This is a genomic window from Flavobacterium sp. MMLR14_040, assembly GCF_033657265.1.
In the GTDB taxonomy this organism is placed as follows: Bacteria; Bacteroidota; Bacteroidia; order Flavobacteriales; family Flavobacteriaceae; genus Flavobacterium.
The window spans coordinates 99,162-107,426 of the sequence record NZ_JAWVWO010000016.1; the positions used below are offsets into that span (position 1 = coordinate 99,162).

Annotated in this window: 5 protein-coding genes; 1 reads left to right on the forward strand and 4 read right to left on the reverse strand. The window is 37.1% G+C overall.

What is annotated here, in order from left to right:
• Positions 1-234: 234 nt before the first annotated feature.
• Positions 235-1,452 (forward strand): aminotransferase class I/II-fold pyridoxal phosphate-dependent enzyme, encoded by a 1,218-nt coding sequence (locus SD960_RS18350; RefSeq protein ID WP_318805198.1) that lies wholly within the window; start codon positions 235-237, stop codon positions 1,450-1,452.
• A 248-nt stretch (positions 1,453-1,700) separates the two neighbouring features.
• Here the strand turns inward: SD960_RS18350 and SD960_RS18355 are convergent, their stop codons facing one another.
• The 4 genes from SD960_RS18355 to SD960_RS18370 all read right to left on the reverse strand — a co-directional run bounded on the left by SD960_RS18355 (position 1,701) and on the right by SD960_RS18370 (position 8,039).
• Positions 1,701-3,638, reverse strand: a complete 1,938-nt coding sequence (locus tag SD960_RS18355) for an amino acid permease (protein ID WP_318805199.1) — start codon at positions 3,636-3,638, stop codon at positions 1,701-1,703.
• Between the two features lie 282 nt (positions 3,639-3,920).
• Entirely contained in the window at positions 3,921-4,352 is a 432-nt protein-coding gene (locus SD960_RS18360) for a DUF6678 family protein (RefSeq protein ID WP_318805200.1), read from the reverse strand.
• 186 nt (positions 4,353-4,538) lie between these two features.
• Positions 4,539-7,445 (reverse strand): FAD-binding and (Fe-S)-binding domain-containing protein, encoded by a 2,907-nt coding sequence (locus SD960_RS18365; protein ID WP_318805201.1) that lies wholly within the window; start codon positions 7,443-7,445, stop codon positions 4,539-4,541.
• A 222-nt stretch (positions 7,446-7,667) separates the two neighbouring features.
• On the reverse strand, positions 7,668-8,039 hold the full coding sequence (locus SD960_RS18370; RefSeq protein WP_318805202.1) for a hypothetical protein: 372 nt from the start codon (positions 8,037-8,039) through the stop codon (positions 7,668-7,670).
• Positions 8,040-8,265 lie beyond the last annotated feature (226 nt).

Here is an 8,265-nt window from a genome sequence, read left to right on the forward strand (position 1 = left end):
GATTGAAATGGAAAGCCCGGAGTAAAAAAGGCAAAAGTTTCTTGGGCTAAAAAAGCGACCACCGGAAGCTCTTTTTAGGCCATTAGAAACTTTGCCTTTTTTATGAGGACTTGAAACGAAAAGCTGGAATAGCTCCTGAAATTCCAAAAAATAAATTCCAAATTCCAATGACAATGGCAATATCAATTTCAAATAACAACAAACGATAAACAAAAAACTATAAACTATAAACTTATGAAAAACTTTAATCCAGCAGATAAAATTCAGGATTTGCAATACTTTGGGGAATTTGGAGGCGTGAATCCTTCGATTTCTGATTCGTCTACTTATACTTTCCTTTCAGCAAAAACGATGTTCGATACTTTTGAGGGTAATATGGAAGGATGTTATTTGTATTCTCGCCATTCTTCTCCAAGTAATTTGTATTTAGACCAAGCTTTGGCAGCAATGGAAGGCACGGAAACGGCAAATGTTTCGGCTTCGGGAATGGGAGCTATTACACCAACTCTCTTGCAATTGTGCGGTGCGGGCGACCACATTGTTTCTAGCCGAACGATTTATGGCGGAACATATGCTTTTTTGAAAAATTTTACTCCGAGATTTGGCATCGAAACAAGCTTTGTTGACATCACAAAACTGGATGTTGTGGAAGCTGCCATTACGCCAAGAACGAAAGTTTTGTATTGCGAAACAGTAAGTAATCCGTTATTGGAAGTGGCTGATATTGCCGGCTTGGCGAAAATCGCTAAAAAGCATAATTTGAAATTGGTGGTTGATAATACCTTTTCACCTTTGTCTGTTTCTCCTGCAAAATTGGGCGCCGATATCGTAATTCATAGTTTGACGAAATACATAAATGGGAGCAGCGATACCGTTGGCGGTGTGACTTGTGCATCGAAAGAATTTATTAATTCACTAAAAAATGTAAATTCCGGAGCGAGTATGCTTTTGGGACCAACGATGGATAGTTTGCGATCGGCTTCGGTAATGAAAAATCTGCGAACGTTGCATATTCGAATTAAACAACACAGTCATAATGCGCATTTTCTGGCGGATCAATTTGAAGCTGATGGTTTAAAAACGGTTTATCCGGGATTGAAAAGTCACCCGAGTCATGAATTGTACAAAACGATGATTAATCCGGAATATGGTTTTGGCGGAATGATGACAATCGATGTTGGCACTTTAGAGAAAGCGAATGAATTAATGGAATTGATGCAAGCCAGAAACTTGGGTTATTTAGCCGTAAGTTTAGGATTTTATAAAACGTTATTTAGCGCGCCGGGAACGTCGACTTCGAGTGAAATTCCGCTGGAAGAACAACACGAAATGGGATTGACGGATGGCTTGATTCGTTTTTCGATTGGGTTGGACAATGATATTCAACGTACTTATGAAATGATGAAGGAATGTATGGTGGAATTGGGGATTTTAAAACACGAATTTCACTGATTTTCACCAATTCATTTCGTATAATCGCACCAATTTGTCATTTCGACGGAGGAGAAATCTCCGCAAGTAACTCCGTCACGAGAACCCAATCTTTGTGGAGCTTCTTGCGGAGATTTCTCCTTGCGTCGAAATGACAAGCAAAACGATGACACAAATGCGATAAAAACAAAAAGCCGTTCCGAGATTATCTCAGGAACGGCTTTTCATTTATAATTTATAATTTATAATTTATAATTCACAATTAATAATTATCTAACCTCTGCAGGGAAGTTCAACTTACTATTTTTTCTACTATAAGTAAAGTAAATAAACAATCCGATTAGTAACCAAACCGTGAAGTAAATCCAGTTCCAAACGCTTAATTCGGCCATCATGTAAAGACAACAGATAAGTCCTAAAAGTGGAATTAAAGACAAGTTTTTTCTGAATGCCCAAACGGCTAATCCAACCAAAACGAAAAGGAATATCCACATTGGGATTTTGTGTTTGAACAAACTGAAACCTGATTCGTATTTTAATGAATCATTGATTGGCAAACCTTTAACAACTTCGGCATATTTTGCTTCGTCGTCTTGATATTGACTTAGTAAATGTTCTAAATCTGAAGTTTCGGCAATTTTATTTTTAACATCGATGCTTTCTAAATAATTGAAAACTTTTGCAGATTCTTCTTTATTTAAAGAGGTAATGATTGTTGTTGCATCGTTTGTTTGCGCCTCATTATTAATGAAAGCCATTGTTGCTTTATTGTTGAAAGCAAAGGCATAATACAGTCCTGCGATCATTAAAACGGGCATAATAAATTTTGAATTTACATACGGCGTTTTGAATTTTCCTCTTGGAATTTCTGGTTTATTTTGTAAAACCAAGACTCCTGCGCAAACCAAAACAAAGGCAAATAAAGTTCCGATACTGCATAAATCAGTCACCATTGTCAAATTCAAAAATAAAGCCGGAATCGCCACCACAAAACCAGTTACAATGGTTGCAAAAGATGGTGTTTTGAATTTTGGATGCACGGTAGAAAATTTCTTTGGCAATAAACCATCACGGCTCATACTCATCCAGATACGTGGCTGACCCATTTGGAAAACCAATAAAACGCTCGCCATCGCAATTACCGCACTTACGGCAATAATTCCAGACATCCATTTTAGGTTTAATTTATCGAAAACAAACGCCAGAGGATCTCCAACATTTAATTCGTTATAACGCACCATTCCGGTTAATACCAAAGCAATGGCAATATATAAAATGGTACAAATGATAATTGCCCACATCATTCCGCGTGGTAAATCACGCTGTGGATTTTTACATTCTTCTGCAGTTGTAGAAATGGCATCAAAACCAATATAAGCAAAGAAAACGGCTGAAACTCCTTTTAAAACCCCACTAACGCCATTTGGCGCAAACGGATCCCAATTGGCAGTATCTACATAAAATACACCAACTGCAATTACCAAAAGTACAATACAAAGTTTTACTACTACCATGGCATTACTCGCGTTACGAGATTCTTTCATTCCTCTGTAAACCAAAGCCGTGATTAAAATAATGATAAACAAAGCCGGTAAATCCGCCACAAAATGGAAAGATCCAATTGTTGGCGCTGTTGTCCAGGCTGTATATGCAGCTTGTAATCCCGAACCTAAATTCTCGAAAGATTTTCCGCTTTGCATTAAAGATTCAGCATCTCTAAATCCGTTTGAAGCAGTTAGATAATCCATCTGAATCCATTGCGGGAGATGAATTCCGCCACTCTGGAGCAGTCCTGTAAAATAATCACTCCACGATATCGCGACCGTTATATTTCCTACGGCATATTCCATAATTAATGCCCAACCAATAATCCACGCGATAATTTCTCCAAAAGCGACATACGAATACGTATAAGCACTTCCGGAAACGGGAACCATTGAAGCAAATTCGGCGTAAGCAAAAGCAGCGAAACTACAGGCAAGAGCTGTAAATAAAAACAAGAAAATAACGGCTGGTCCGCCGTCAGCACTGGCTTTTCCGATCGTACTAAAAATTCCCGCACCAACGATTGCTGCAATTCCAAATGCAGTTAAATCTCTGGTCGTCAAATGCTTTCCTAACGCATTATGACCGTCTGCTTCGTTTTTTGCAACTTGTTTCAGAATATCTTGTACCGTCTTTTTTCGGAATAAACCTGATAATGCCATATTGTATTTTCTAGTTTAAAATTAATTTCTTTCGGACTTTATGCTTTTATTTTGCAAATAATGCAAAAATTATCCTGATTTCAAATATATAAAACGATTTTGTTTTGTGTGTATTTTTTGTGGTGAATTATTTTGCCCACGGATTATGCGGATTAAACGGATTGACGCAGGTTTTTTTTACTAGCCTGCTAAAACGCAAAGTTTTTTTAGCCACAAATTTCACAAATTAGCACAAATTATTTCAAGCAGATTTAAAAAGATTTAAGCAGATGCGCGCAGATTTTATTTATAACCAAACAAAATTAATTCTCCATCTTGCTCAACTAATTCAAATAATCCAACTTTATTGATTATTTCTTTAATTCTGTTTAAATTCTGTTCCTCGATTAGTTTCCCATTTTGAAATTTAGATGGAAAACTGATAAATTCTATTTCTTTATAAAGTAACCAACCACCAAAAGAATGACTACTCTCAAAACCTATATTCCAATAATCAAACTGATAGGCAAAATCATTTGAAATATAAAGTAATCCTACTCTTTCATCAAGTATTTTTTTAACCTCAACTTTTTTGATCCATTCAGAATTTGCTACAAAAGCATTAATTAGTTTCACCCATTTCTGATTAGACATATAACTTGATGAAAAGTTTTGTTGTATGGTTTTGTCCAGTTTTTTATCTAATTCATCAAAGCTTGGTTGATATTTTTTCATTTTTTATTTAATAGTTAACTAAACTTTTTCTCTCGCAGATTCTGCAGATTAAGCGGATTTTTTTTGATACAGTTGTAAAAGTCTGAGTAAATCTGCTTAAATCTTTTTAAAATCTGCGTGAAACAAAAAAATCCGCGCTTATCTGCGTTTTCACGAAGTGAATCCGTGTCATCCGTGTGCCAGCTCTCAACGCAAACAGCTTCTTAAAATACTAACCGGATGCTGCGCTTCACGTTTTGTTCCGTCGTAAATTTGATGACGACAGCTGGTTCCTGCGGCAGCGATTTTGACGTTTTCGGCGGTAGCACGTACTTTTGGGAAAAGTGTGTCTTCGCCCATTTGCATACTCACCTGATAATGTTCTTTTTCGTAACCAAAAGACCCCGCCATTCCGCAACAGCCTGAATTATAAATTGTAACGGTATTATTGGTTGGTAAATTCAGCATCGCAAAAGTCGCTTCTACCGAACTCAATGATTTTTGATGGCAATGTCCGTGAATCTTGATTTCTTTCTTTTCTTCAGAGAATGAATCCGGCGTAATTTTTCCGTCGATGATTTCTTTTTTAAAGAATTCTTCAATAGTAAAAGCATTTCGGGATAACTTCTCTGCTGCTTCTTTATCATCTGCCAGGCGAAGATATTCATCACGGAAAGTTAAAATGGCCGAAGGTTCAAGACCAACCAAAGGCGCATTGCCTAAAACCAAATCTTTAAAAATATTGACATTGTGATTGGCTATTTTTTTTGCTTCTTCCAAAAAACCTTTAGATAAATACGCTCTTCCGCTTTCTTCATGATCGATAACCAAAACCTGATAACCGAGTTTAGTTAATAATTCGAAAGCATCTATTCCGATATTTACATCATAATAATTGGTAAATTCATCTACAAACAAATACAATCTTCCGTTTGGAAAATCCGCAACTGTAGGTTTATGATTTTCGTGCCACTTTCTGAAAGTCTTTTTCGCCAAAAGCGGAACTTGTCTTTCCGGCGCAATTCCCATACTTTTTTTAACCAACGACTGATTCGAAATAAAGTTGGTGATCGACGGAAACTTACTTCCCATTTTATTCAGTTTTGCGTTATGTGCAAAAATCTTATTACGGGTCGAAAATCCGTTTGCTTTTTGGTATTGGTATAAAAATTCTGCTTTTAAAGTCGCAACGTCTACATTACTCGGACATTCGCTGGCGCAGGCTTTACAGCTCACGCATAATTCAAAAACTTCGTATAATTCTTTTTGGTCGAATTTATTTTCCTTTTCCGAATACGTCAAATATTCACGCAACGCATTCGCTCGCGCACGCGTGGTTTCTTTTTCGTTTTTCGTAGCTCGATAACTCGGACACATCGCTCCTCCTGCCGATGGCAATTTTCGGCAATCTCCTGATCCGTTGCATTTTTCGGCTGCGCGCAAAATTCCTAAACTGTCAGAGAAATCCTGAAACGTTTTAATATCCGGTTCTACCCTGCCAGAAACCACACGATGGTTTTCATCCATTTTCAATGCGTTGACAATCTTCCCGATATTCAAAACCGAATTGGGGTCAAACGCCAATTTAATTCTTTTCAGCAATTCATAATTGGTTTCGCCAATCATAAACGGAATAAACTCTCCGCGCACAATTCCGTCGCCGTGTTCACCACTTAACGAACCTCTGTATTTTTTTACCAAAATCGCCACATCGGTCGCGATGGTTCTAAAGAGCTTAAGGTCTGATGTTTTCTTCAAATTCAAAACCGGACGCAAATGCAGTTCTCCCGCACCCGCATGCGCATAATAAATAGCACCTTGTCCGTGACGTAACATCATTGCCGAAAATTCTGCAATATAAGCTGGCAAATCGCTCAATTCTACGGCTGTATCTTCAATAGAATCGGCTGCTTTGTCGTCTCCAACAATACTTCCCAAAAGCCCGAGACCGGCTTTTCTAAGTTCATTTACTTTTTCAATATCGGCACCGTAAATTTTTACGAGTGCGTAACCAAAATTATTTTTTTCTAAATCAGCTACCAAAGCATTGGCCTGATTTTCGGCATCTTGTGCATCGTGCGAAGCCACTTCAAACATCATAATTGCTTTTGGTTCTCCTTGCAAAAAGAATCGGTTTTTTATGTGTTCGCGATTCGTTTTGGTACAATCCAAAATCGTGTCGTCGATCATTTCGCAAGTATACAAATGATGTTTCATCGCTACGACAACAGATTCCAGCGATTCCTGAATGCTGTGATAATGCGCCACCACCATAATATTATTGGCTGGTGGTAAATCGTCAACTTTTAAGGTGATTTCGGTTGTAAAAGCCAAAGTTCCTTCGCTTCCGCAAAGTAATTTCCCGACGTTAATTGTAGGTTCCGTTCCGCCAAATAAATCCGATTTTAAGAGAATATCAACGGCATACCCCGTATTTCTTCTGTGAATTTCGGGTTTCGGAAACTCTTTTATAATTTCATCCTGCGTTGCTTTTACCGAAAGTTCATCGTAAAGGCTTTTGTATATTTTATTTTCTAAAGAATCGCCTTTGGTTTTTTCGATAAATTCTGCTGAAGTTAGCTCGTTAAAAACCACTTCAGAACCATCGCTTAAAATTCCTTTGATTTCGACAATTTTATCGCGCGTCACACCATAGCGAATCGATGTAGTTCCTGATGAATTATTTCCAACCATTCCGCCAATCATACAGCGGTTTGAAGTCGAAGTATTCGGACCGAAAAATACGCCATGAGGTTTCAGAAACAAATTCAGTTCGTCGCGAATCACGCCGGGCTGTACCGTAACTGTTTTTTTAATCGGATCAAAATTCAGGATTTTGGTAAAATTCTTCGAAACATCCACTACAATTCCATCACCAACCGTTTGTCCTGCAAGCGAAGTTCCGGCCGTTCTTGGCGTAATCGAAATATTGTGCTGCGCCGCAAACCTAATCAGTTTACTAATATCTGCTATCGTTTTAGGCACGGCAACCGCTTTTGGTTTAATCCGGTACACCGAAGCATCGGTCGAATAAAGCGTTTTATGAAGATCATCGTATAAAAGTGTTCCTTCCAACGATGCTGATAATTGTTCTAAATCCTTAAGTATTGACATTTTTGCTGAATATGATTTCACAAAAATACTTATTTTTTTAGGTTCTGAGGTTCTAAGATAGTAAGGTTCTAAGGTTTTTTTCTAATGGTCCTTTTTGGAATTGGAATTTAACCCATATTGTCACCCCGAGCGAAGTCGAAGGCTTATAAAAACGAAACCTCAACATTACCAAACACGCAAAAATTTGGGATTTGAGATTTAAAAAAAATGGAATTTAATTATTCACATCGGAATTCTCGAATCAAAATCATCATTACCTGAATCAGTTTCTTCGATCTGTGACTTTTTAGAACTTCCTGAGTTTAAAATATCATAATTTGTTTTAGAATAATTATCCGATATTTTATCCATTGATTTTAAAATTCTTCGAACCGATAATATCAAAATTACTGCGCCAATGAATATCGCAGAAACACCAACATTTTCTGAAAAAAACTTTTGTCCAAATAATTCGAATTCGGTTTTGCCTGAACTTTTTAATGAAATAAGCCATATTCCGAGTCCAGCAATAAGTAGTGCGAAAGTACAAACTATTATTCCAAAAATCAGCGTTGATTTGTGAAATGAATTGTGAGCGTTAGTATTTATTTGCATAGCTAAAGTATTTATAATCAAATATATAAAACATTTAGTGATATTCAACTATTCTATCAATCTCAAATACGCAAAAGTTGGAATTCGGATTTTAAATATTAGAATTTTAATTAGAAGCTATTCCTGCTGTCCTTCCAAATCTTTTGTGCCGAACCCCGGCACAAAAGGATTTTCCCTCCCATCAGGGCTCATATCTTTACATTATTATATCAAAATCTTATCTTTG

What these genes read in the sequence shown, in the direction of transcription:
- SD960_RS18360 (WP_318805200.1), bottom strand. Translation starts at nt 4,352, where the DNA reads ATGAAAAAATATCAACCAAGCTTTGATGAATTAGATAAAAAACTGGAC.
- SD960_RS18365 (WP_318805201.1), bottom strand. Translation starts at nt 7,445, where the DNA reads ATGTCAATACTTAAGGATTTAGAACAATTATCAGCATCGTTGGAAGGA.
- SD960_RS18355 (WP_318805199.1), bottom strand. Translation starts at nt 3,638, where the DNA reads ATGGCATTATCAGGTTTATTCCGAAAAAAGACGGTACAAGATATTCTG.
- SD960_RS18370 (WP_318805202.1), bottom strand. Translation starts at nt 8,039, where the DNA reads ATGCAAATAAATACTAACGCTCACAATTCATTTCACAAATCAACGCTG.
- SD960_RS18350 (WP_318805198.1), top strand. Translation starts at nt 235, where the DNA reads ATGAAAAACTTTAATCCAGCAGATAAAATTCAGGATTTGCAATACTTT.